Origin of the sequence: Vampirovibrio sp. (assembly GCF_041737375.1) — a bacterium.
Taxonomy (GTDB): Bacteria; Cyanobacteriota; Vampirovibrionia; order Vampirovibrionales; family Vampirovibrionaceae; genus Vampirovibrio.
Window position 1 is genome coordinate 1 of sequence record NZ_JBGSRV010000021.1, and the last position, 23,705, is coordinate 23,705.

Here is a 23,705-nt window from a genome sequence, read left to right on the forward strand (position 1 = left end):
CCCCTACCCCTACCCCTACCGGGCCTATTGATCCGGGAAGTCTTGAGCTGAAAGATATCCCTGTGGATGCCCAAGGCAACATGACGGCTGGTTTTGTGAACCAGTTGTTTAAAACCTCTGGCAACGTCAATACAGCCATCTTGAGCGACAGTGAACCGTCTGGCATGACCAAATTCGCTAGAATTGGCCTCAGGATGCTGGGCCACGACTTATACGATGGTGAAATCAATGGTGATGTGGCGTTCCGAACCTTGCTGGCTCCTGATGAAAGCCATAACCGAGGCATTTTTCAGGGCAGTAGAGACAATGCCCAGCAAATTGCCGAAAACAAGGATATGGTCCGAAAATGGGGTGAATTAGACCTTAAGGACGACGGCAAGGTAAATGGCAGCGTCTATATTAAACTCACTGAAGACGTATGGCCTACCACTGATGAGGTCGCCATTACAGGGTTTGCCAAGGATATTAAAACCCGTAATTCTACCCTGAAAGCCAGCGAATTGTTAAAGGCCACCACCAATGTGGAAACACCGGCAGGTGTGACCGAATTCGCTGCAAAAACCGGTGTTTCACCCAAAGAGTTGCTGAACTTCTCGCTTTGGGGCCACCGTATTCTGGACCGTTCCTTCACCACCGAAGATTTGGCCCAGGATGCTCTGACCAACCCACGATCCATTGATTTTGGGCTGACTCAGTTCAATCAGGAGAACCGGGCTTATATGCAGAGCCTGACCACGGATCCGAACGCCAAATCCACAGTGGGCCTTGGGGTGCTGAACCTGCTCACCAAGTTATCCAACAACCTCCCCTAAACAATTTGGCGTTATGAAGCGAAAACCCCCGGTATCTTTTCGATGCCGGGGGTTTTTTTAATGCTGGTTTTTTTGGGCTTTGGCGGCTCGTGGTTTGTTAACGATGGGTGGGTAAGGCTGATAACGGTGTTCGTGAGAGCGTTTGTGCCGAATGGGACCATAATGGGTGTTGTGTTTCTCGGACAATGGAATCGGCTTGTCCGAGGCTTTTTGAAAGGTGTCTGTTTTAAGCCCGGATTCCAGAGTTTGAGGGTGCCCTTCTTCAGAATCGTCTTTTGGGTTGACTGCCGGACTGGGCGGATTCCAGGGCTTTGGGGTGGTAAACAGGTGGGGTGTTATTCGGTGGAGCATGGGTGGTTCCTTGGTTCAGGGTAGGGACTAGAAAGGATTGCAATGGGGGGCGGTGGCCCGTCATTCCAGCGAGGCCCCGTGTATTCGTCGTAAATCCAGCAACGGAAACCCGCGCAGGCTGTCTGCTAAAACAGGGGAAACTTGGGGTTTTACACCCATTTCCAGCAGGCGGGCTTTTTGATAGTACTGCGCCAGATAAGCCAGATAGTCCTCGGTTTGGCGGGGCGAAAGGTTGTGAATGATGGTTTCCAGCTTACGTTTGTCCAGTCCGCCTGAACTGGAAACATTTCTACCGGGCAAGGTTTTGCCTTTTCGAATGTCATAGACCAGATGCTCGACGCTGGCCACCTTTTCCACTTGGGGGCCACGGATTTGCAGCTCCCCCGGTGTGCCATCCTGAAAACGCACTTTGAGTTGAAGTGCGGTATAGCCCGATGATTTGACGGCTTGTGGGGTGTGATGGATAACTTGAACCGAGGGGGCTTTTAAAGGCTCTGGTAAAGCTTTATGGGCTGTTTGATGTGCCTTTAGCAGGGTTTTCAAGTTTGGGGTGGATAAATAGGAGGCGCAGCGAGGGCCGTGATAATCGTTGATTTCCAGCAACGCCATGCGATTGTTTTCAATTAATGGGGCCAAACTTTGTACGCAGCGATCCATCTCCTGAGGGCCGCCTTGCCGTAAAATAAGCCGGAACCCGATGGCGTCCGTTATTTTGGCTTTGGCCCAACTTGGGGAAATGGTGGTGATGTTTTCTTTTTGGGCCACTCGAATTAATTTGTCGGCAATGGAAGCGGGAGTTTTGACCCTGCCACTGAGGGTTCCCTGATCGCTAAAGGCTTTTCGCATTTCCTGAAGCATGAGGCCATAGCCTTGGCCCGATTCCTTGGCCAGCCCCTCTGCTATTTCAGCAATGGGCGCTCGGCGAATTAAGGGTTGAAAGGGTATGATTTGAGAGCGTTGAGGGGGTGGGGTATGGTTGGCGTCCGATTTTTTCAAAAACAGGGTGTCTTCGGCTAAACGCTCACTTTTTGCCAAGACAGTACTGGCCCTTTTAAATGGGGCGGCTGGGCGCTGGGGCTGTTTGAGTGCGTGTTGTTGTCTTCCCGGAAAAAACGCCGATAGCCCCACTCCGTTGATGAATCGGGTTGTTTGCACAGATAGATCCCACTTGTCATAAAGATGGGTTCAGCCTGAGTACTGAATGCCCAAAATAAACTGGCCAAATTATACTTAAAAAACATACTACAAGCATCCGGTTTTCCATGATGTATAAATGACCGGCAGGGATCTCAAAAAGGGGGTGGGTTAATATCAGTACCGAATGGCCCCCATGTTTGCCGCTTATTCTCGAAACACCACAAACACGGCCAGCACAATCAGCCCAAACCCCAGAATGTAATTCCATTTGAGGGGTTCTTTGAGGTAGAACACCGAAAACAGGCAAAAGATGGCCAGCGTAATCACTTCCTGAATAATTTTGAGTTGGGCGCCGTTAAATTGCCCGTAGCCCATGCGGTTGGCGGGCACTTGCAAACAGTATTCAAAAAAGGCGATGCCCCAACTGGCCAAAATCACAATCCACAGGGGGGAGCTGCGAAACTTGAGGTGTCCATACCAGGCAAAGGTCATAAACACGTTGGATAAAACCAGCAGCACAATGGCCCACATCAGGGGTGGCCCTGGCGAGGTATCACCCCCAGGCCCGGACGGTGGGGCAGGTAGAACCGGCTGCCCTCAAAGCGAATGCCTTCGTAAGCATCTTCGGCCATCAGCAAGGCGCCGTCCAAATCGCAGTAATCCACCAAGGGACTGAGCTGGGCAAAGGCGGTGACTGATAGCGAGCTTTCCCCAAAGCCGCCCAGCATAATCCCCAATCCGTGCGCTCTGGCGGCGTGAATCATACGCAGCGCTTCGGTGAGTCCGCCGGTTTTGGTGTGCTTCAGGTTAATGGCGTGGAAATACTGGGCGCAGCGGGGAATATCGCCTAAAACATGGCAACTTTCATCCGCCATCAGGGGCAAGGGGCTTTCCGCTTTCAAGCGGGCGTAATCCTCATCCGTACAAGACAGCTTGAGGGGTTCTTCCACAAATTCCACATGGTTTTCCCGCAGCAACTGGGCGATTTCTAAAAAGTCGGACACCTCCCAGCCAGCGTTGGCATCCACCCGCATGGTAATTTGCGGATGGGGGGCCAATGCTCGAATGGCCTCAAAGATTTCCACGTCATTGGGGGAACCCAGTTTGACTTTCAGCACATCGTAGCCTCGGGATAAGGCCACCTCGGTTTTTCGTTTCACGGTATCCAAATCGGCAATGCCAATGGTGTAGGAGCTTTTGGGGGCTTGGGCAGGGTCCAGTCCCCACAGCTGCCATACTGGCATATTTAGATATTTCCCCTGTAAATCGTAAAAGGCCTGATCGATCCCGGATTTAGCGGCCATATTGCCTTCCAGCGCGGCAAAGCGGGTATGCAGTTTTTGCAGGTCAAAGGGGGTTAAATCGCTGAGCAGGCCCGATTCGGTTAACTGCTGGTAAAACCGGCATACGGATTGGGCGTCTTCTCCGTAAAACTGGGAAGGAACCGCTTCCCCTTGCCCCTGATAGGTTTGTCCGTTCCGCTCCCAGCTCAGGGTGGCAATCACCGTGGTGGCATGGCTGTGGGAATGCCGGGAAATGGTGAAGGTAAATTCATAAGGAATGTCCAGTGTCTCATACTGTAATTTCAAGCTAAAAGTTCCCTTCAAGCGCTTTTAAAATGCGGAAAATCGACTTAAATTTGAGGCGTGGTAATTTGAACCGGGGCAATGGCCAGCGCTTCCAGCAAGCTTTGAACCCCGTAGCGCACCGGATCGGTGGCTGGCAATCCGGTTTCCAGACGCATTTGCAGTAGGTAGCGTTCGGCGTCCTCTTCTGTTAAGTCGGCGGTGTTTACCGAAATTCCAGCCACCCTGGCCTTGGGCTGACCGATGGGACGCACCCAGCTGGCCGCCATTTCATACAGGGCAATCAGTTCCTTCATACCGGGCATGGGGATTTGAGGGTAGTTACGCACCGTTTCCAGTGCGGCCTTATGGCATAAAATCAGGGCATCCGGGTTGGCCCCGTGCAATAGGGATAACGTTACCCCGGAATAAGCCGGATGAATTAATGAGCCTTGACCTTCCACAAACACGTAATGGGTGCGCCCCGGCTCCTGTTGAGCCTGGGCGGTGGCTTTTTCCTGAACGCATTCCTGAATACAGGTTTCAATGCCTCCGGCCATGAAGTCCCCAATCACCCGATCCAGAGGCACCCCTTTACCGCTGATTAAAATGCCGGTTTGCCCGGTGGCCACAAAGGCGCTGCTTTCTCCCAATGCCTGGGTGGCGGCGTATAACTCCAGGGCGGTGTGCATTTTTCCCACGGAACAATCGGAACCCACCATGGCCACCACTTTTAAATGCTCAGGCCGTGGCTTTTGCAGGTTGATGCTCTGGAACCGATTGGGTCCGTATGCCGCCGGGTCCCGAACGTCCCACAGCGAAACTTGTCGTTGTTGGGCCAATGATACCAGTTCAGGTTCCTCAGACAGGAAAAAATGCAATCCGTTGATCAAATGCAACCCGTGCTCAATGGCCTGCTTTAGAATGGCTCGCCATTCTGGCGGCAATTGTCCACCGGGCGGGGCGGTGCCAATCAGCAGGGCTTTGGGCTGATAGGTGAGGGCCGCTTCCAGATGGGCCACAATGGGGGCATCACAAGGCAGGCCGGTTACTTGCCGCACGGTTTTGCCCGCATGAGTGCTATCTACAACGGCGGCAATGGGCCATTGTCCGTAGCGAATGACGCCCAGCGCCAACTTGGATTGGGATTCTCCAAAAGAGCCTTCGCATAAAATTACCAAAGGCGTCTCTTCCGCTTGATGGAAGGGAAAAGGGGCTTCCGTACTGGCCATTGACCACGCTCTCAGTCGTATGATTTCAAAACTGCCTCAGGCTTTTATTCTAGGGCTTTTCAAGGCAATTGAAAACTAAAAAATAGAAAATGCCGTGTATCAGTTTGGTGACATTTCAGCGCAACCATTCAACTTTTTAAAACGGTGCACGTCTTTACCCAACATAACGGGGCTTTTGGCTTTCCGGGCGTCGTTGGTTATGTCACTCAGGTCATGAGTTCGGTAAGGAGCGTTGGTGCATTGGATATCTTAAACCTGGGACTGGCCTTTCTGGAAGGGTTGGCCATTGTTATCTCCCCCTGTATTTTACCGGTGTTGCCCATTTTGTTGTCCACCGGCATTGATGGCGGCAAGCTGCGTCCCTATGGCCTGATTTTTGGATTTGTGGTCGCATTCAGTTTGTTTACGCTGCTATCCCGTCAACTGGTGCAAGCCTTGGGCCTTGATGCGGAGCTGCTGCGCCAAATTTCCTTTTATATTCTCATTGGGTTTGGCATTATTTTACTGTCTGAAAGCCTGTCCGATTTTTTCGCCGCCTTCACTGCTCGTTTATCGGATTTCGGGCAAGGGATGATCAATCGCCAGCGCAATAATACCGGCTTTTGGAGCGGCTTACTGGTGGGTTGTGCCATTGGCTTAGTGTGGACCCCCTGTGCCGGACCCATTTTAACCGCGGTGATTGTACAAACCATTCGACAGGAAACCGATTTGGCGGGCGCACTGACTATTTTGGCCTTTGCGCTGGGATCGGCTTTACCCATGTTGATTTTAACCTTACAAGGAAAAAAATTAATGACTCAACTTGCATTTTTTAAACGTCATAGTGTTTTGATGCGTAAGGCCTTTGGGGTTTTAATCATCCTCACTGTAATCGGGACGGCCCAAGGCACTTTATCACCCTGGAACTTCTCGCTGGCTGGGCCGCAGGCGAAACCGGCTGCCACGAAGGCTTCCAAGCCAACCCCCAAGCTTGTGAATAGATTGGCCCAGCCTTACGCCGCCCCGGAATTTAGCGGGCTGAACGCCTGGATTAATACTCAGCCGCTCACCATGAAATCCCTGAAGGGGAAAGTGGTGCTGATCGATTTCTGGACCTATTCCTGTATTAACTGTGTGCGAACCTTGCCCTACATTACCAGTTGGGATCGTAAGTACCGGGATCAAGGGCTGGTGATTGTGGGCGTTCATGCCCCCGAATTTGAATTTGAAAAGAAACTGGATAACGTGAAACGTGCGGTGGCCCAACATCACATTCAGTACCCGGTGGCGCTGGATAATCATCTGGATACCTGGACCAACTTTCGCAACCAGTACTGGCCTGCCCACTATTTAATTGATCGCGAAGGCCGGGTGGTTTACACCCACTTTGGAGAAGGGGAATACGCCACCACCGAAAGCAATATCCGGGCCTTGCTGGGTGTGGGTCAATTCACCGCCAAAGACAAACCCATGGCTGAAAAACCGGCTACTTCCTACGCCATCAACCAAACGCCCGAAACTTATTTGGGATACGCCAGGGCTCAAACCTTTTTTGGAACGCCGGGATTAGAGCCGGATCAGGTCACTGCCTTTAGTTTTCCGGGCAAGTTGCCCATGAACCGTTGGGCCTTAAAGGGCAAATGGTTTGTGGATTCCGAAAAAGTGATTGCTCAGGAAGCAGGCGCTGCCTTGCGGTTGCATTTTTGGGGCAAAAAAGTATTTTTGGTAATGGGTGTTCCGCCTAAAAAAAGCGTGGCGGTTAAAATACTGCTGAACGGCAAGCCGGTTAAAACCATTACCGTAAACCAGCATACCCTGTATACCCTGCTGGATTTGGATAAGGCCAAGCCGGGAACGCTGGAATTGCAGGCCGCTTCCCCCGGTTTATCCGCTTACGCCTTTACGTTTGGCAGTTAAATCTGGTGGCAGTTAAATTTGGCGGTAGGTAAAAGCAAAAACTAACCGCTGGTGCCCAAGCCGGTGGCAATGCCTTCAATGCTGGAAATGATGACCCGGTGATAGGATTCTATCATCGGGTTATCCGGCTCATCCAGGCTGAGTTGACGGTATTTGGACAGCAAGCGCACTTGAATGTAATTGAGCGGATCGAGATACGGTTCTTTCAACTCAATGGATCGTTTTAAAAACTGGGATTCAGGCTCGCTTAACAACGGCTTGCCGGTAATTTCCCGAATCATAGTCAGGGTTAGCTGGTATTCCGCTTCAATATCTGCCAGAATGGCCAGCGTGTTTTCCTGATCCTGGGCCAGGCTGCAATAGTAGCGGGCAATGCTTAAATCGGTCTGGCGCAGAATGATTTCGCTGTTTTCCAGAATGCTTTCCAGAAAATGCCATTGCTGATAAACGGTTTGCAGCAAGGCGGCGTTTTCAGCCGGATTTTCGGCCACAAAGCGGGATAAGGCGGTTCCCAGTCCGTACCAGCCCGGAATAATTTGCCGGGACTGAAACCAGCGAAACACCCAGGGAATGGCCCGTAAATCGCTCACCGTTTGCACATTGCGCCGGTGACTGGGGCGGGAACCGATTTTAACCAGTTCTACTTCCTTGGGAGTGACTTGCTCAAAATACTCGATAAAATGCGGGTTTTCATGCACCAGACTGTTGTATTTGGTTCGGGCATGGGCAGATAGTTTTTCGGCAATGGCTTCCCACTGATTATCAATTGGGTTGGGCTTTTTCATGCCTTCCGTATTTTTACGGATAATGGCGTTCAGCAAGCTTTCGCACCGGGCCTGAGCGGTTTCTGGCACGTTGTAAAAGCGGGAAAGCACTTCGCCTTGTTCGGTTAAATCCTGTCCAAAACGCACGGTTTCCGGCGGTAATGCCTGAATGGCCCGTTGCGCCGGACCACCGCCCCTGCCTAAATTACCGCCTCGTCCGTGGAAAAAGCGAAGCTCCACCCCGGCCGCTTTGGCCACTTGCCACAGGGCTTGCTGGGCTTTGTAGATATTCCAGTTGCTGGTAAAGTAGCCGCCGTCTTTATTACTGTCGGAATAGCCCACCATAATCATCTGCCGGTTGCCTCGGCAAGCCAGATGCGCCCGGTAAGCGGCATTTTGGAACACGGCCTGCATAATGCCCACCGCGTTCTGCAAATCGGGAATGGTTTCAAACAACGGCACAATGTCTATATGGCTTTCGTAGCGGGGCTTTTCGCCCGGATTGGCGAACACCGGATAGAACAAGCCCTGGGTTTTCAGCACCAGCAAAGCGGAGTACAAATCCAGCGGGGAGGAGGCCATGGTTAATACCAGATTGCGGCAAGCCTCCGGACTGATAAAGCGGCGGGCCTTGTTGGCAATTTCCAGCATGCCTAGCATGCGCTGGATCAACTGCTGTTCTTTTTCTTCAAAGGGCAATTGGGCGGTTTCCCAATGCTGGGTATTCAACACTTTGGGAGACAGGATTTCAGCGCTCAGGGCTGATTCCAGAGTGGCCTCAGTGGTTTCAATCCCAGAGGCTCCCAGAATGGCTTTGGCGGTCAGGTTGATGTGGCTGCTATCTTCTCTTAAATCGATAGATGCAAAGTGGAAGCCAAAAATCTGGATGGTTTGTTTCAACTGATCCAGCCGCACATGCACGGATCGGCGATAGCCTTTTTCCTGCAAGCTTTGGCACACCAGCGCCAGTTCATCCAGCAGGGTTTGGCTGTGGTGGTAAACAAACGGGGTGGTTTGTTTGGGATCACCCGTTAAAAACACATTGCGGCTTAAGGTACGTTCCAGCCGTAGAGACATCAGATTCAGCTTGAGCCGGTAAGGTTCCCGCTCCAGTTGCTCGGGGTAATTGCGAACATCCTGTCGGGCCTGTTTCATTTCTTCCAGATCGTTCAGAATGGAATCCCGCAGCTCGGGCGTCATGCCAATACGGTGGTTGGCGTGGCTGATTTTATCCAGCGTGGCCCGAATATCCCGGATGTATAACTGTAAAATGGCCCGGTGCTGGCGAATTAAGGCGTCCGCAAAGACATCTGGCACCACAAAGGGATTCCCGTCCATATCGCCGCCCACCCAGCTGCCCAGGGTCATTATGGGGCGTTGGGGCGCATCCGATTCTGTTTGGTAATAGTACTCCAGTGCCTGTCGTAATTTTTGATGCACCTGTGGCAAAGTGGTGTACAAAGTTTGGGTCAGATAGCTCAGCACCCGGCTGATTTCTTCGCTGGGTTCCGGTTTGGTCCACCGGCTGAATTGAGTGGCCCACAATACCTCAATTTTTTCACTCAGTTGATCCAGCAATTCCCGCTGCCCAAAGGGGGTTAAGTTGGGGCTGTGCATGGCTTGCAGAATGTAGAAAATGTCTTTTTGGTGGTGCAGGATGGTTTGCCGCAAAATTTTAGTGGGGTGGGCCGTAATCACCAGTCGGGCGTCGATATCGTCAATCACTTGCTCCAGCTCGGGCAAGCTGTAGCCTTGGGCTTTGGCCTCATTGACCGCACCGGTTAACCCTTGGGGGGTTCCGTGATGGGTGGTGTTGAATTTTTCGCTTTGATGATACTCCTCCGCAATGCCCGCCAATAGCAGAAAGAGCCGAAAAGCGGCCACCGCCCGATGGAGTTGGGCGCGCTGTGCCACGTCGTCTTTACCCTGCAATTCGGCCTCAATCACCCGGTGAATCCACTCCACCCCGATTTGGCCAGATTGACGGCGGGCATCCTTGGAGGATTGCCGCAGGGTTTCAATAAAACGGTAGAAGTCTTCCCCTTCATGCTCGGAAATAATGAGGCCCAGCAAGGCCCCCAGCAACCGCACATCATCGCTTAAAGCGTCTCCTGTTTTGGTACTCACCGCTTTTTCAAACAGGGTGGCGGGTGGCTTTATTTCTGTAGAAGCGCCTGCCGATATGTCAGGCCGAACGGCGTCCAGGGAGGGTAATTGATTCAGCACCGACAGGTAAAGATCCTGTTGGGATAACACGCTGACAGGTTGCTCAAGTAAAATTTCCATCGTTCAATCATAGCAAAAATGAGTGCCAAGCGCGAGGGTTTACCCTATCAAATTGCGGGCTTGATTTGATGCCGGTTTCTCATTATTTCCCATCCAATTAAAATGCCGGGCGGTTCAAAGCACCCGGCATTTTTAGTTGAATCAGGTAAAGTCCAGAAGCGGGCTCAACGGGTGCTGATGGCGCACTCTTGCAGCAGGTGATCCAGTTCCCGGATGTGCGGGGCTTTTTCCGCTTCGCTTAAAAAGCTGGCCTCAAAGCTGTTTTTGGCCAATTGAATCAATTGCTCAACCGATAGATTTAAGGCATTTTGAACGGCCAGGTAATTTTCGGTGACATAGCCCCCAAAGTAGGCTGGATCATCTGAATTTATTGTAACGCATAGCCCTTGGGCCAACAGGGTTTTCAGGTTGTGTTGCCGCATGTCATCAAACACCCGCAGTTTGATATTGGAAAGCGGGCATACGGTTAAGGGCATGCGGGCCTGTTTCAAGCGTTCCATCAAAGCGGCGTCTTCCAGGCAGCGAACCCCGTGATCAATGCGGCTGACTTTCAGTAAATCCAGCGCCTGCCAAATATACTCAGGTGGGCCTTCTTCCCCGGCATGGGCCACGGTTAAAAAGCCTTCGTTTCTGGCCCGATCGAACACGGTTTTAAATTTTTCAGGGGGATGGCCCACTTCCGATGAATCCAGTCCTACGGCGGTGATCCATTGCTTGAAGGGCAAGGCTTGTTCCAGGGTTAACATGGCCTCTGTTTCGCTGAGATGGCGTAGAAAGCACAAAATAAGCCGGGAGCTGATGCCATAAGCGGACTGGGCATCCACCAAGGCCTGATGAATCCCCTTGATCACGGTTTCAAAGGCTACCCCTCGCTCGGTGTGGGTTTGAGGGTCGAAGAAAATTTCCACATGGCGTACGTTTTCGGAGGCCATTTTATCCAGATAAGCGCGGGTCAGATCATAAAAATCCTGCTGGTGAATCAACACCTGAGCGCCTTCATAATAGATATCTAGAAAAGATTGCAGGTTATGGAAATCATAAGCGGCCCGCACTTCTTCCACGCTATTGAAACGCAGCTTGATTTGATTGCGCTGGGCGATGGCAAACATCAATTCCGGCTCCAGCGAGCCTTCAATGTGCAAATGCAGCTCTGTTTTTGGCATTTGGCGAATCAGGGCTTCCAGAGTGGGTGTTAGCGACATGGCGAACGCTCCTATGTTACTTCCAATTAATCGAACAGTTTACCCTGCTTTTGGCGCACATGCCATTCTTGAGAATGGAGCTTGGGCGTAGTATTTTGGAAGGTGTGTCCTTTAATCTGTTTCAAAAAAATGAAGCACTCGTCATTCAGGAGTCTCTTACCCATGATGTCTGGTTTGCAACAAACCCTGGAAATTACCCTGGTGGCGGTTCAGCCTATCCAGATTCATGAGAGCCTGTATTATGAGTTGAGTTATCGGGTGAGCGGGGATGCGGCTGTACAGCACATGCGAATCAACCCGGAGGCCTTTTACGCCAACCCTCAGCCCGGCGATCGGGTGGCGGTTAATGTATTGATGGGCAACATTATGGGGGCCACTAAAATCGGCTAACCGCTTGTGCTGGCCCTACTGTGGGTACCAAGCGGCTTTTAAGGCCCATTGGTTTTAAAGTTAGAACGCTTTTAATTTTAGAAGGCAGTGTAAGGAGAAATCTGAATGGCGCGATGTCCTGTTTGCGATGGACGCACCCTGATGGTGGATGATCGTTACAAGTGCATGAACAGCCAGTGCAAGGGCAGTCGGCTGGAAGCTATTCCTGAGGGGATTATTTGTCGGTGTGGGGAGCCTATGAGCTATCAGGGGGAAGACTCCTGGGGGCAGCCCAACTATATTTGCATGTATTGTAAAGCGGTGAAGAGGATTGAGCGATGAAGCGTCCCGGACAGAAGCGAACGCGGCAACTCTTTCGTGCGGGTAGCTTGCTGATGGCTTTGCTGGGCTTTCCAGCCTTACTGCTGGGATGCGCTTCCAAGCCGGTATCCGCTGTTGCTCAGCCAGATGGTACTCAAACCGTGAAAGTGGTGGTTAAACATGGCTATCAGCCTAGCCATATCAAGGCCAAAGCTGGTCAGCCCCTTAAAATTGAGTTCTACCGGGATGAAGACCCCGGTCAGCACAGTTGTGGCGAAACCCTTGAAATTCCTGCCGAGAGCGTGAAGCTACCCCTGCCCTCGCGTGAAAGCCAGATTGTGGAAATCAAGCCGCAACAGCCGGGCGAGATGTCTTTCCAGTGCGGCATGAGTATGATGAAGGGCAAGATTACATTCAAATAAGCCTCTTCAGCGCTTATTGGGCTGAAGCCCCGTTTTTGGGAAAATTTGAGTGAACCGGGCCCGAAGGGTCTCCGGTTGATCGGTCTTGGCTTGCGTTTCTCGGGTCTGTGCTTCATTCCAGCGAACCAAGTCGGTATCATCCAGTGGCTTCAGGGTGATGTTGGGAAGATTCTTTTGAGTGCTGGCCACAGCGGGCAAGGGAGCGCTTTGGGCCTGGGTGGCGTATAAGTCTTCTCCCTTTTTCCAGGTCAGGCTGTACAGCCTTTGAATGGCCCGAATATCACGCTGGGAAAGCTTGGGGTTGTAGGCGGTATCGGTGCGTTGCCATTTGCGGGTTCCAACCATAATATCGCCAGAAGCGTTACTGTGCCCGGAAATACCCAGCGCATGGCCAACCTCATGAATGATGTTGCCTTTAATATCAGCCTCCGGGATACCCACCGTCTTGATTTCAATGCTGGCATGCCCCACCCGGTAGGTGGTCAGTCCGGCCACATACTTATCCTGAAAGGCAGGAACCCAGTCCAGAGTAATGTCGGCTTCGTTCCGGTTTTTGGTGTAACTGTAATTCAGGCGACCATCCAGGGCCTCATTCCACATGCGAAGGCTTTCCGCCACATAGGAACGGTAAGATTCTTTATAAATGGCCGCATTATGCGGGGAGGCCACATAAACCTTCAGGGGGTTACCCAAGGGTTCCAGCAGGCGAAAAATACGCACCGACTGCCAGCTTTCCCCAAAATTGATATCATAGTCGTGGGCAAAAGATCCTGGACTGGACTGTGTGACAAAGGCTCTGCCGCTGGGCGTGTTTTGTGGTGGCAGGTTTTGCCCGTGATGCAAGTGGTTAAATTCTGCTTGGGTTGCCAGCAAAAGGCAACAGAAGGCGATCCATAACTTCATTCATTCACTTTCCACGCTTTAGCATTCGATTGTATGAAGTATTTCATATTTAAAATAAAAAAACAAGCATGAGAATGAAAGTTAATATAACGGCAGGATGTTTATCCCTACTCGCAAAGACATGACCCTGTTCCCTGATCGATTCACGCCCATGGAATGACTCAACAGCAAGCGCTCAGGAAGAGCTTCAATCTGGACCCCGTAGCGCTTTAAAAGGCCTGAGGCTTTCTACCAGTGCTGGGTATGGGGTACTTCCAGCACTTATACTATGCAGTGGGGATGCGTGATGAACGGTGCGCCGCAACAGTGGGCTGGGAAGCAAGATTCATGCAATTAATGGGGAACTTCAAGCCTTTAGTGTTGAGCCTGTTTAAGTATGATTGGATCCAAAAACGAGAACGCTGTTTTATATAAAAAGCAAAAAGTGCTTGGTGCAATCCCCGGAAGTGATGCCAAATGAAGCCCTTCCTTAAATATAAGGACAAGCTTAATTCAGTCTTCCAAATCGGTGGAGACAGACTGATAAAGTTTCAAGCCAAGCCCGAAAACTGTGGTTTGAACCCTTCTAATGCGATTCAACTGCGAACTCTCTCCGATTTGCCAACCCCTTGCTTAAAGTCAATCGGTAACCGATTGAGTGGGCTTTCAAGGAATTAACGCGATTACACCAAGCAGTTTTACTATGTTAAAGCCGCAGCCCTTACGCACGATATAGTAAATGAAGTATCATTTCAAAACTTTAACAATTGAAAAATTGTCTCTGTCGTCAAGCCCGGAAAGTGCCTTATTTCTTTTTTCTAAAATCTAATGACAGAGTGTGTTTACAGGTTTTGTTGAACGCCTGATTGTTTGAAATTCAAAGCCAAAAAGGCAAGCCCTGGAGCCTGCCTTTTTGAATACGTTACTTTTAATTAATTCATTATTCTTCTAAATCTTCCAGCGTTAAAAATTTCATTTCTTCATAGCGGGGAATTTCAAAATCATTTAAATCGATACCCGCCTGAGGGGTGTTCACAATATGGGGAAAGTAGCCTCTATTTTTGGTGCCACCATGTTTTTTTTCATAACGCGCTTTTGGAATTGCCATTGCGTCTAACCTCCTCATATGCCTCGTCCGAACGTTAAAACTGGATCTGTTTTTTAAAAGCGTAAACTGGATCTTGTGATCACATCAATGATGATAGAAATTTAACATTTTTTATCCGCTTTGTCCCCCCTCCATTGGCTAGTAACGATCGAAACAAGCCTTTGGGCGTCGGTAACTCATCGAGTTTTTTACGTGTTTTTTACAAAAGCACTATCAAAAGGCCCTGTCTGATCCTGGATGCAGTGAAGTTTTCTTTAAGGTTTTTCACCCTTGAAAAGCAATACTGGTAAGCCTGAGCGCTCAGTCAGCTCTTTGGGAAATGCAGGCCCTCTGCCGGATTTTATAGGCGTTGCGGTGGTAAAGGTTTGATGAATCGAGCGCACGCACGGTTGGAAATGGTGAAAATGCGTATAATACTAGGATGAGTAAATTGTTGGCTGGCGGTAACCTGGCATGATGGGATCTTCGGTTCAAACGGATCAAGGCTTTTTCGGGTTGCCTGAAGATACGGAATCCTCGCAAGGGCGCTTGAAAGCCTACATTGTAAGCGACGTTCACCTGAATACTCATCCCTATGATGAGGCGGCTGAACCCGAAAACCCCCGCCGTCGAAATTTCCGTCTTTTTCTGACCCAGCTGAACGCCAATATTAAACCCAATGACCGCATTCAGCTGATTTTAAACGGGGATATTCTGGACATTACCGGTTCCTGGTTTGATGACATCATGCCCTGGGATGACAACCGGCCTCTGGTTCAGCGCAAGCTGGATGAATTACTACTGGCCCTGATGGAAAACAATCAGGCCACTTTTCAGGCCTTGCGCCAATTGTTGCAGCACCCGCTGGCCGAAATTATTTATGTGTTCGGCAACCACGATGGCATGCTCCAGCAGTATCCCGATAGCCAACAGGTGGTTAAAAACTTTTTGGCGCCAACGCCAGAGGGTGCGGCAACTCAGGAACGGATTCGGTTTGTGCCTTTTTATGCTTCTGATGAACTGGATTTATACATTGAGCATGGGCATTTGCAAGATCCCTTTAATCGGCGGGACAATCCGGGCGATCCGCCGTTGGGAGACGTGATTAACGTGCTGATTGTGAACCGGTTTGTGGAAATGGCCATTGACCGCTTTCGGGCCAGCGGGTATTCCGACGCGTTTATTAACCGCATTCATAGTCGCTTGCACGATATTGAGTACTTGCGTCCCTTGGCCCTGTTGCCAGTTTGGGTGCAAACAGTGTCTCACGAGTTTGCCAGTCTGCCGGAAAGTCAGGGCAAACGGGCGGGCGTTCAGGATATCGTGCTGGCGGTTATCGCTGAAATTTTGCAGGACCCTCAAATGGTGGCCTACATGACCCATCGTTTGCAGTGGCCTCGGCCCATGTTGCCTTTAATCATCAAGCTGATTCTGGGGATTCCCTGGATTTTGCCGGTGATCTCCTTTTTAACCTCTAAACTGATGCGGCGCACCCATTCCAATAAATTTCAATACAAGGCCGCCCAAAAGCTGCACCGGGAGAAGGGCTATCGCCTGATTGCGTTTGGACACACCCATATTCCCGGGGTGTTGCCCTTAAGTGAAAGCGCCTATTATTTCAACACCGGCAGCTGGAAGCCGGTAATCAACCTGTTTAAACTAACCAAAGATCCCGTTGAGCTTGAATACCTGAGCCCGGAAGTGCGCTTTAACAAGGTGGAACGCTGCGGTATTTTATGTATTGAAAAGCAGGGTGGCATCAGCCAAGGGCCTGCTGAATTCTCCCTGCAAACCATTCAAAGCGGCATTGGCTAACCGGATTAAGGCTTAACCCAGCGTTACCTGATGTCGGTTGGCCCATTGGGTTAACTGGTGGGTTTGCTCGGGCGTCCAGAGGGGGTGGGGCTGGGTGTCTCGGGTTTCAAACAGGGCGATGCCCTGGATGGAATCCTGCGGCCAGCGGGGGAACAGGTGAATGTGCAAGTGCCGGGTGACCTCGGATAGCGTGATCCAGTACACCCTGGGCGATCCCGACTGTTCCAGCAATGCGGCCCAGTCTTTGGCCGCGGTGAACAGGCTTTCGGGCAGGTTTGCGTAGGTGGTGATTTCTGTGGCTGTGGCCAGCTGAATATAGCCATTTCTCTGCCCCGGAATGGCCACCAGTGGGCGTTGCGTGGCAATGGCTTTAAAGGGATTGGCTGGACTGGTTTGGGAAGGGGTGTTCAATGGTGATGTCCTTTGCTGAATGCTTGCCTCTGTTTATTGTACGGCCTTTGGATATTTTCAGGGCGGGGCCAGGCTCGATTTTGGGGGTGGTTTGGGGTATTTTAGAAAGACTGTATGGTTATACGTTCCATACTTTTTCCTTAGCCCGTTTTCCTGCTTTCCATGCGCCGTGCGCCGTTTTTTTCTTCAATTTCCCTTCAATCTTTTCAAGGCCCTTCCATGACCCACTCCATTGTTTCCACCGCTGGCTTGTTTGAGCCTAACAGAAGCGGACTGCACGTTGATGATTACGATTACCCGCTGTCAGAAGCCCTGATTGCCCGCTACCCTCTGCCGGAAAGGGACAGCGCCCGAATGCTGGTGCTGAACCGTAAGACGGGGGAGATTGCCCATCACTCTTTTCAGGATTTACCGAATTTTTTAGCCGCTGGCGACCTGCTGACTTTGAATAACACCAAAGTGTTGCCCGCCCGCTTTTATGGCAATCGTCGGGGGCTGACTGGTCGGGTGGAAATTTTAATGCTGCACCCGGAAGGGGACGCCGATGGCTGTGTGTGGAGCGCTTTAATGCGCCCGGCCCGCAAGCTAAAGCCCGGTACCATGGTAGAGCTGCCCAACACGCAGGCCACGCTGGAAGTGCTTTCGGTGGGCGAGCGGGGATGCTGCCAGGTACGGGTTCACCCGGCGGAACATGGGGATGTGCCTACCTTGATGGCGGAAGTGGGCTTGATGCCGATTCCCCCTTATTTGCGCAGAGATCCCGAGGAAAGCGATAAAGAGCGCTACCAGACCGTATTTGCCAAAGTGCCGGGCGCTCAGGCGGCCCCCACCGCCAGTCTTCACTTTACCCCTCAAATGCTGGAACGCCTGCAAACGCAGGGGGTTAACCGGGCGGAAGTTACGCTGTCGGTCAGTTCAGGGACGTTTCGCACCGTGGAAGATGATGATATCCGGGCGCACCAGATGGACCCGGAAGCTTATACGGTGCCTTCTGAGGCCGCTCAAGCCGTTCAGGAAACCCGGAAAAACGGTGGGCGGGTTTTAGCGGTGGGCACTACGGTGGCCAAAACCCTGGAAACCGTGGCTGCGGAATCCGCCGGTGAAGTGAGCGCCGGTTCCGGGTGGAGCAAGCTGTATATTTACCCCGGCTTTCAGTTTCAGGCGGTGGATATGCTGCTAACCAACTTCCACTTGCCTAAATCTACCTTATTAATGCTCATTAGCGCTTTTGCCGGACGAGAACAGATTGCCAACGCTTATCGGGAAGCCCTGGATCAAGGGTATCGCTTTTATTCCTACGGCGATTGCATGTTGATTGTATAGCTGCCGAGCGCTGGGTTGGCGCTTTGGGCCTGAGCCTTGAGTGTTGTTTGGGCAATGAAAAGCCCGGCGTCCGCTGCTGCGGGGCCGGGTTAATAGCAAAGGGAAAGGAATAGAGAGGGGGAGAGGGAGAAAGAGAAATTCAGGGATAGGGGGTGAAGAGAGGAGGGGTAAACTTGGACACCAGCACACAGGCTGCCTCCCGCCAGTAAGCTGGATCGGCGCTGCTGGGGAGATTGGGGTGGGTTTTCGGTGGGGTGATTCTGCTTTATAAAGCCCACTGCAGCATGCTTGATGATAGCGTGTGAAGTTTTATAACAAAAAACCTCGCAACAAGGCGAGGTTTTTTGAGCTTGAAAAACGAAGGTTAGCTAGCAGTCACTGCTCTGCGGATTTTATTGGCCCGAATGCAGCTGGTGCAAACTTTAATGGTTTTGTGTTGGCCGCTGGGCAGTACAACCTTGCACTTTTGCAGGTTAGGGTACTGGAAAAAACGGTGATGCTTGTTGGAGAAGCAAATTTTGTTGGATTTGTTGCGACGCTTGGCGCACACTTCACAAACGCTGGCCATGATGGGGGGAAGTCCTTTTACTTTGGTTTACACAGTTCAAGTGTTGCTTATTGAACCATTAAAGAATCATCATGGCAACACTTGCGGGGTGATGAAGCGGCTAATACTTTTTAGGCCCTTTAAATTTGCGTAAAAGGCCATATTGGCCCTGCTTCGGTTTTGTTATAATAATCATCGTTGTATCCATAAATCAACCCGGTTTCATTTAGGTCATTATTGCAGGTCGATCCATGTCCACTGGATTTCCACCCACCCTCAACTCATTTACCGCCCTGAACCGGCCAGGATTATATAGTAGCGCCAATGCTCCCGTTTCCGGTATGACGGCCATTGCGCAGTCTTTAGGGGGTACCGTGCTCAATACGTCTCGGGTGCCGCTGAAACTGGAGCGGGTGGCGGGTACGCCTGATGGCGCTTCGCTGCTTGAAAATTTGTATGAAACCCGCTTAACCGGATGGCCTGTGCTGGACCGGGCCATTGCTAAAAGTAAGCAGGTGGGGGCCTATGGGTGGCAAGCGTTTTCGGTATTGCTGGGCGACACCTGGCGAGGCAGCCTGGTAGGGGCGTTGGGCGGTGGTTCCCTGGGCTTGGCTGGTGGTGGTTTGGTGAAACTGGTTAAAAAAAGCTGGCCCTTAACGGCGTTGTTAACCGCAGGGCCTGTGCTGGGTGGTATTTTGGGTGCCTCTGGTTCTGGAACGGTTGCCTTTGTGCGTTCCTTAAACGGGTTAAGGGGACATGTTCAGCAAAGCCTGAAAGAGCAGGCGCTAGGGTTGAAAGCGGCTTTAACAAACGTTGAGCGCTAGACGTTCAATGCGGGCGATTTCTGGGCTTTCCTTATTTTTGCTACTTTCAGCCCAAAGCCCCCACTCTGTTGGGAGTGAGGGCTTTGGTGAATAATTTCCAGTTACTGGAAATTATTTATTGAAGCGGTTGTTTTTAGTGAAACTGGTATCAAACAGGTTCTTGACTTGGTAATCCTTGTGGGTACCGTCAATAACTGTGCTACCTTGTTTGTAGGGATTGCCCGGGTTGTTTTTGCCTTTGCGTTCACCTTTAACGCCATCGGCGGTCTGACCGAGCAAGCCGTGTGGAGCGACCCCGTCTGCCAATGGATTAGCGCCTTTCTTAATACGCACGTCATTCAGAATGGCTTCGTCATTGGTGGGATCTTTGCTTAGGTTGATGTTGTACTCCTTGTTTTCAAAGCGTAAGGTCTTGCCGTCCCATTTGGCTTTGCCAGAGGCGTCCAGCTGGTATGTTTTACCAACGGTCATCTCTTTGCCATTCAGGGTTGCTGGTTTATTGAGCTTGAATTTGACCTTATCTTTACCAGAGCTGATTCCGGCTTCATCCATAACCGTGCCACCGGGTTGCTTTTTGAAGTCCACAAACCTGGCGTTCAGTTGTAGATCACGATCGGATACGATGTTGTAGATTTTTCCGGCTTCACCCATTACATCGTACTTTTCGTCACCAAATCCTACAAAGTGGGGATCACCATAACTTTTACCTTTCTCGGTGTCATGGTACGGTTTTGGCGGGTGCTTCGTCTCCGGCGTAGGTGCTGGTTTTGGTGCGTAGTTTTTCACAGGCGCTGGCGCTGGAGCTGGCGTTTTGGGTTTTTCGTACACCGGTGGTTTGGGCGCTGGAGCTGGGGCTGGCGCTGGATGTGGCGCTGGCGCTGGAGCTGGCGTTTTGGGTTTTTCGTACACCGGTGGTTTGGGCGCTGGAGCTGGTGTTGTTGTTGGGGAAGGTGCTGGTGTAGTCGTTGGTGTGGGCGCTGGCGCTGGTGTTGTTGTTGGGGAAGGCGCTGGTGTAGTCGTTGGTGTGGGCGCTGGTGTTGTTGCTGGGGAAGGCGCTGGTGTAGTCGTTGGTGTGGGCGCTGGCGCTGGTGTGTAGTTTTCCACGGGATCTGGATCAGTGTGTGGGGAATCTTCAATGGTTTCGGCTGGAAGGTCGGTTGTCTCTCCCATGTCTTCCACTGGGGATTGGTCCACCTCTCCCATTTCTTCCACGGGCTGTTGAACTATCTCTCCAACTTCTGCGTCTACAGATTGGGTCGGCAACTCAACAGGGTCTTCATCAGCCGCATCATAGGTTGTTGTATATGTCTGTTGTTCATCGGGTGATTTGCTATAAGTCATTCCTGACATAGCGCCATCACTGTTATTGTCACCTGATAGTGAGGAGGCTTCCTCTGCGTCGGCAGCCACTGAAGATGAAGGCGCCATACCTGACGTGCCACCACCCAGGATTTGCGTTAATAAAGTGGTTAATAAGGTAACAATTTTAGACAGCGCATCTCCCATGCCCCCGCTCAGCGTGGCTGCACCCATGGTGCTGGGGGCTGCGGTTTTGTCAGCCGCAAGTTGTTGCTGAGTAGCAACTTTGGCAGGGAGTGCGGTTGTTGCTTGTGTGGCTGCCATTTGCTTAAATCCCATAGGGGAATTGAGGCCATTCATCATGGAATTCTCTCTCCTTTTTATCTGCAATCAGCCTGCATTTTGCTGATTTCAGGGTCGTGTGTTGTGTGAGGGTTTGTGGTTCGTTTGTTAGGGAAGGGTTTGGGGAAGGGTATAGGAACGATTTAATATTTATTATCTGTATACATATAAACTAAAACATTTAAACTGAATAAATTGTCTAATTAATATAAAATTTTATTGAATGCGTAATGCCTGATTTCAGTGCGTTTTAGGCTTTAAATAAAGGGGAAATAATAGTGGGGAGGAAATAGACATCCACCCGAAGGGTTTCAGGTGGATGTCTATGGTTGTTATTTATTGAAGCGGTTGTTTTTGGTGAAACTGGTATCAAACAGGGTTTTCACTTCGTAATCTTTAACCGTTCCATCAATTACGGTGCCGCCTTGCTTGGGATCCTTGATGTTATTAATGCCCTTGCGTTCACCTTTGATGCCATCGGCGGTCTGGCCAAGCAAGCCGTGAGGCGTGACGCCATCTGCCAGTGGGTTGACACCTTCGCTGAGCTTAACGTTGCTGTCAATGTAAGGGCCGGTTTTGTGCTGTTTCACTTCCAGGTCGGCTGTGTACTCCAGGCTTTTTACGGATAGTTTTTTTCCGTCCCAAATGGCGGAGCCATTGTTATCCAGGGTGTATTTTTGACCCTTAACCATTGGCTTGCCATTCACGGTGGGGATTGGATTGTTACGATCGATTTGAACTCTGCTTTTGCCAACTTGCAGTCCGGCTTTACCAATGACGGTGGACTGAACACCATCCTTGGTGGGCCTGCCCCAGGCTGCGAATTCGGCGTTGTACTGGAACGCTTTGTCTGAAATAACGTTGTAGGTTTTGCCAGGTTGACCCATCACATCGTACTTTTCGCCACCGAAGCCCACAAAGTGTGGATCCCCGTAGAATTTACCATCCTTGCCATCTTCGTAAGCGGGTGGCGGGGTTACTGGTTTACTGGGCTTTGCACCGCCGATGACGTTCGTGCTGTTGCTGGCAATGCTGCCTTTGCCTTCAATAACGTTGTTGTTGTTGCTGGCAATGTCGCCTTGGCCTTTCACAACGTTAGTGCTGTTGCTGGCAATATCGCCGGCCGCTTTGGGGGTGGTGCTGTACTTGTCGGCAGTAACGACTGTGCCACTGATCACATTGCTGTTGTTGCTGCTAATGTTGCCGTTGCCTTCTACAACGTTCGTGCTGGTGCTGGCAATATCGCCCTGGCCCTTCACAACGTTATTGTTATTGCTGGCAATATCACCTTGGCCTTTCACAACGTTAGCGCTGGTGCTGGCAATGTCGCCTTTGCCTTCGATAACGTTCATGTTGTTGCTGGCAATATCGCCTTTGCCTTCGATAACGTTCGTGCTGTTGCTGGCAATGTCGCCCTGGCCTTTTACAACGTTATTGTTGTTGCTGGCAATATCACCGCTACCTTTGGGGGTATTGCTGTATTGGTTGGGAACCTCGGCGTTGCTTTTGGGGGTGTGGCTGAATGTTTTGGGAACAGCGCCATCGGCTTTGGGGGCGTTGGTGTAGTTTTGGGCAATATCGGCACCCATTTTACCTTTTTTGTTTTTGTTGCCTTTCACCTTGATGGTGATGTTGTAAACGGTGGTGGTGTTGTTAACATCATTGCCCGCAACGTTAGTGGTGGTTACGGCAGTACTGCCATCTTTTGCCACGCTTGTGTTGCCATTTCCCACAGGGCTTGCCGGTTTAGGTGCGGGTTTGGCTGGCTCATGTTTTGTAACTGGTACCTGTGGTTTGGGTTTGGCTGGCTCATGTTTTGTAACTGGTGCCTGTGGTTTGGGTTTGGCTGGCACATGTTTTGTAACGGGTACATGAGGTTTGGGTGCGGCCGGTTCATGTTTTGTAACGGGTACATGGGGTTTGGGTGCGGCCTGTTCATGTTTTATAACGGGTACATGGGGTTTGGGTGCGGCCTGTTCATCCTTTTTGATAGGTGCATACGTTGTGGTTATGGTCTGCTCGTCCTGTTGGGTGGCTCCAGACGTTTTAGGCGTTGCCGCCTCATTTTTGGGGTTCGGCTCAGGTTTGGCCTGATAGTCTGCATTGGCTTGAGGGGTTTCGGTTCCTTTGCTATCCAGTTTGGCTATCAGTTCTTCAAGCAATGGGGCTAGTTCACCCATATCGTAGCTGGATGAGGCGTTATCGTTGGTTTTGTTGTCAACGGCAGCTGTATTGGCTACTGGCTCGCTGTCAAACATAGCCTGTTGTGGCTGAGCGCTAGCAGCGTTATTCGCCGCAGAGGCCGCGTTCCCAGTAGCGTTTGCCGCTGGTTGAGCCGCAGGCGATCCTACGTTAAGCAGTTGAGACAAAAGCATTACCAGCATGCTGAAAAACTGATTCAATGCTTCCATTGAATTGGGGGCGCTAGCCATGCTTGACCCTAAGGTAGAGGGGGCTGCCATTTTTTGGCCCAAAGTATTGGCCAGTGGGTTGACGCTGGTAGCTGGTTGCGCCGCACTGGCTGCTTTCGCTTGAGTCGCTTGCCCAAAAAGGCTTAACGGCAGTTGTGAATTAAACCCATTACCATTAATAGACATGATACTCTCCTTTGTTTTGCCGTTCAGCCTCGCCAAGAGACGATGTCAGAAGGCTCGCTATGTCCACATATTAATCAGGATGCCTATGGGGTCCTGATGTACTTCGAGTGGTTGTTATGTAGAAATAAAAACAATCAAAAGGACCGTATTGCCTTTTTGTAATATTTTGTTCATATTTTTTATATCTTTATTGTGCGTTTAAGATAGATTCTGACCCCAGG

21 protein-coding genes are annotated in these 23,705 nt (G+C 50.9%); 9 read left to right on the forward strand and 12 right to left on the reverse strand.

Going from position 1 to position 23,705, the window contains the following annotated elements; genetic code table 11:
• The coding region (locus ACEW81_RS13595) for a hypothetical protein (RefSeq protein ID WP_373533543.1) at positions 1-812 on the forward strand (812 nt) is incomplete at its 5' end.
• A gap of 57 nt (positions 813-869) precedes the next feature.
• Here ACEW81_RS13595 and ACEW81_RS13600 read toward each other — a convergent pair.
• From ACEW81_RS13600 to ACEW81_RS13620, 5 genes are all read right to left on the reverse strand, one after another.
• On the reverse strand, positions 870-1,163 hold the full coding sequence (locus tag ACEW81_RS13600; protein ID WP_373533544.1) for a hypothetical protein: 294 nt from the start codon (positions 1,161-1,163) through the stop codon (positions 870-872).
• Positions 1,164-1,223: 60 nt separating this feature from the next.
• Positions 1,224-2,198 carry a nucleotidyltransferase family protein gene (locus ACEW81_RS13605; protein ID WP_373533545.1) on the reverse strand — a complete coding sequence of 325 codons (975 nt, stop codon included), beginning with the start codon at positions 2,196-2,198 and terminating at the stop codon, positions 1,224-1,226.
• A gap of 306 nt (positions 2,199-2,504) precedes the next feature.
• Positions 2,505-2,831: a DMT family protein gene (locus ACEW81_RS13610; protein ID WP_373533546.1), complete on the reverse strand. Its 327-nt coding sequence runs from the start codon at positions 2,829-2,831 to the stop codon at positions 2,505-2,507.
• On the reverse strand, positions 2,831-3,889 hold the full coding sequence (locus tag ACEW81_RS13615; protein ID WP_373533547.1) for a dipeptide epimerase: 1,059 nt from the start codon (positions 3,887-3,889) through the stop codon (positions 2,831-2,833). The genes ACEW81_RS13610 and ACEW81_RS13615 overlap by 1 nt, the downstream gene beginning before the upstream one ends.
• 44 nt (positions 3,890-3,933) lie before the next feature.
• Positions 3,934-5,097, reverse strand: coding sequence for an N-acetyltransferase DgcN family protein (locus ACEW81_RS13620; RefSeq protein ID WP_373533548.1), 1,164 nt, complete (start codon positions 5,095-5,097; stop codon positions 3,934-3,936).
• A 240-nt stretch (positions 5,098-5,337) separates the two neighbouring features.
• On the opposite strand from ACEW81_RS13620, the gene ACEW81_RS13625 reads away from it, so the two are divergent.
• The gene (locus ACEW81_RS13625) at positions 5,338-6,993 is read left to right on the forward strand and encodes a cytochrome c biogenesis protein DipZ (protein ID WP_373533549.1); all 1,656 of its coding nucleotides are present in this window, start codon (positions 5,338-5,340) and stop codon (positions 6,991-6,993) included.
• A gap of 41 nt (positions 6,994-7,034) precedes the next feature.
• Here the strand turns inward: ACEW81_RS13625 and ACEW81_RS13630 are convergent, their stop codons facing one another.
• Both ACEW81_RS13630 and ACEW81_RS13635 read right to left on the reverse strand, forming a co-directional pair.
• Positions 7,035-10,043, reverse strand: a complete 3,009-nt coding sequence (locus ACEW81_RS13630) for a phosphoenolpyruvate carboxylase (protein ID WP_373533550.1) — start codon at positions 10,041-10,043, stop codon at positions 7,035-7,037.
• Positions 10,044-10,207: 164 nt separating this feature from the next.
• Entirely contained in the window at positions 10,208-11,245 is a 1,038-nt protein-coding gene (locus ACEW81_RS13635) for an adenosine deaminase (RefSeq protein WP_373533551.1), read from the reverse strand.
• Between the two features lie 162 nt (positions 11,246-11,407).
• Here ACEW81_RS13635 and ACEW81_RS13640 point away from each other — a divergent pair, with 162 nt between their 5' ends.
• From ACEW81_RS13640 to ACEW81_RS13650, 3 genes are all read left to right on the forward strand, one after another.
• Complete coding sequence (locus tag ACEW81_RS13640; protein ID WP_373533552.1) at positions 11,408-11,635, forward strand: hypothetical protein; 228 nt, start codon at positions 11,408-11,410, stop codon at positions 11,633-11,635.
• A 105-nt stretch (positions 11,636-11,740) separates the two neighbouring features.
• Positions 11,741-11,956: a hypothetical protein gene (locus tag ACEW81_RS13645; protein WP_373533553.1), complete on the forward strand. Its 216-nt coding sequence runs from the start codon at positions 11,741-11,743 to the stop codon at positions 11,954-11,956.
• Complete coding sequence (locus ACEW81_RS13650; protein WP_373533554.1) at positions 11,953-12,357, forward strand: cupredoxin domain-containing protein; 405 nt, start codon at positions 11,953-11,955, stop codon at positions 12,355-12,357. The genes ACEW81_RS13645 and ACEW81_RS13650 overlap by 4 nt, the downstream gene beginning before the upstream one ends.
• Positions 12,358-12,363: 6 nt before the next feature.
• On the opposite strand, the gene ACEW81_RS13655 is transcribed toward ACEW81_RS13650, so the two are convergent.
• Together ACEW81_RS13655 and ACEW81_RS13660 are read right to left on the reverse strand one after the other, a co-directional pair.
• On the reverse strand, positions 12,364-13,260 hold the full coding sequence (locus ACEW81_RS13655) for a matrixin family metalloprotease (RefSeq protein WP_373533555.1): 897 nt from the start codon (positions 13,258-13,260) through the stop codon (positions 12,364-12,366).
• A gap of 919 nt (positions 13,261-14,179) precedes the next feature.
• Positions 14,180-14,347: a hypothetical protein gene (locus ACEW81_RS13660; protein ID WP_373533556.1), complete on the reverse strand. Its 168-nt coding sequence runs from the start codon at positions 14,345-14,347 to the stop codon at positions 14,180-14,182.
• 453 nt (positions 14,348-14,800) lie between these two features.
• Here ACEW81_RS13660 and ACEW81_RS13665 point away from each other — a divergent pair, with 453 nt between their 5' ends.
• Complete coding sequence (locus ACEW81_RS13665; protein WP_373533557.1) at positions 14,801-16,141, forward strand: metallophosphoesterase; 1,341 nt, start codon at positions 14,801-14,803, stop codon at positions 16,139-16,141.
• A gap of 12 nt (positions 16,142-16,153) precedes the next feature.
• On the opposite strand, the gene ACEW81_RS13670 is transcribed toward ACEW81_RS13665, so the two are convergent.
• Complete coding sequence (locus ACEW81_RS13670; protein ID WP_373533558.1) at positions 16,154-16,552, reverse strand: hypothetical protein; 399 nt, start codon at positions 16,550-16,552, stop codon at positions 16,154-16,156.
• A 219-nt stretch (positions 16,553-16,771) separates the two neighbouring features.
• On the opposite strand from ACEW81_RS13670, the gene queA reads away from it, so the two are divergent.
• The 3 genes from queA (at position 16,772) to ACEW81_RS13685 (ending at position 19,246) form a co-directional block, all read left to right on the forward strand.
• Positions 16,772-17,875, forward strand: coding sequence for a tRNA preQ1(34) S-adenosylmethionine ribosyltransferase-isomerase QueA (queA, locus tag ACEW81_RS13675; protein WP_373533559.1), 1,104 nt, complete (start codon positions 16,772-16,774; stop codon positions 17,873-17,875).
• 301 nt (positions 17,876-18,176) lie between these two features.
• Positions 18,177-18,497, forward strand: a complete 321-nt coding sequence (locus tag ACEW81_RS13880; protein WP_472922803.1) for a hypothetical protein — start codon at positions 18,177-18,179, stop codon at positions 18,495-18,497.
• Positions 18,498-18,673: 176 nt separating this feature from the next.
• Complete coding sequence (locus ACEW81_RS13685) at positions 18,674-19,246, forward strand: hypothetical protein (protein WP_373533561.1); 573 nt, start codon at positions 18,674-18,676, stop codon at positions 19,244-19,246.
• 111 nt (positions 19,247-19,357) lie between these two features.
• Here the strand turns inward: ACEW81_RS13685 and ACEW81_RS13690 are convergent, their stop codons facing one another.
• Both ACEW81_RS13690 and ACEW81_RS13695 read right to left on the reverse strand, forming a co-directional pair.
• Positions 19,358-20,908, reverse strand: a complete 1,551-nt coding sequence (locus ACEW81_RS13690; RefSeq protein ID WP_373533562.1) for a hypothetical protein — start codon at positions 20,906-20,908, stop codon at positions 19,358-19,360.
• Positions 20,909-21,219: 311 nt separating this feature from the next.
• The gene (locus ACEW81_RS13695; protein WP_373533563.1) at positions 21,220-23,484 is read right to left on the reverse strand and encodes a hypothetical protein; all 2,265 of its coding nucleotides are present in this window, start codon (positions 23,482-23,484) and stop codon (positions 21,220-21,222) included.
• Between the last annotated feature and the right edge of the window lie 221 nt (positions 23,485-23,705).